We start from the raw sequence: 243 nt of genomic DNA, 5'->3' as shown, positions 1-243 counted from the left end.
GGTTGAAGGAGTAGCGCAGGCACATGGCAAAGGAGGCGATCATCGCAATCGGGTTGGCAATGCCCTTGCCGGCAATGTCGGGGGCCGAGCCATGCACCGGCTCGTAGAGCGCCTTGCGCTTGCCGGTGACGCCATCCGGTGCGCCGAGCGAGGCCGAGGGCAGCATGCCGAGCGAACCGGTGAGCATGGCCGCGACATCCGACAGCATGTCGCCGAACAGGTTGTCGGTGACGATGACGTCGA

Annotated in this window: 1 protein-coding gene; it reads right to left on the bottom strand. The window is 65.4% G+C overall.

Annotated features, from left to right (window positions below):
• Nucleotides 1-243, bottom strand: a 243-nt coding sequence (locus L981_RS32880) for an isocitrate/isopropylmalate family dehydrogenase (RefSeq protein WP_043627134.1), incomplete at both ends; no start/stop codon positions are given.

Source organism: Ensifer sp. ZNC0028, from assembly GCF_000799055.1.
Taxonomy (GTDB): domain Bacteria; phylum Pseudomonadota; class Alphaproteobacteria; order Rhizobiales; family Rhizobiaceae; genus Ensifer.
This window is presented reverse-complemented; position numbering and strand designations above follow the sequence as displayed.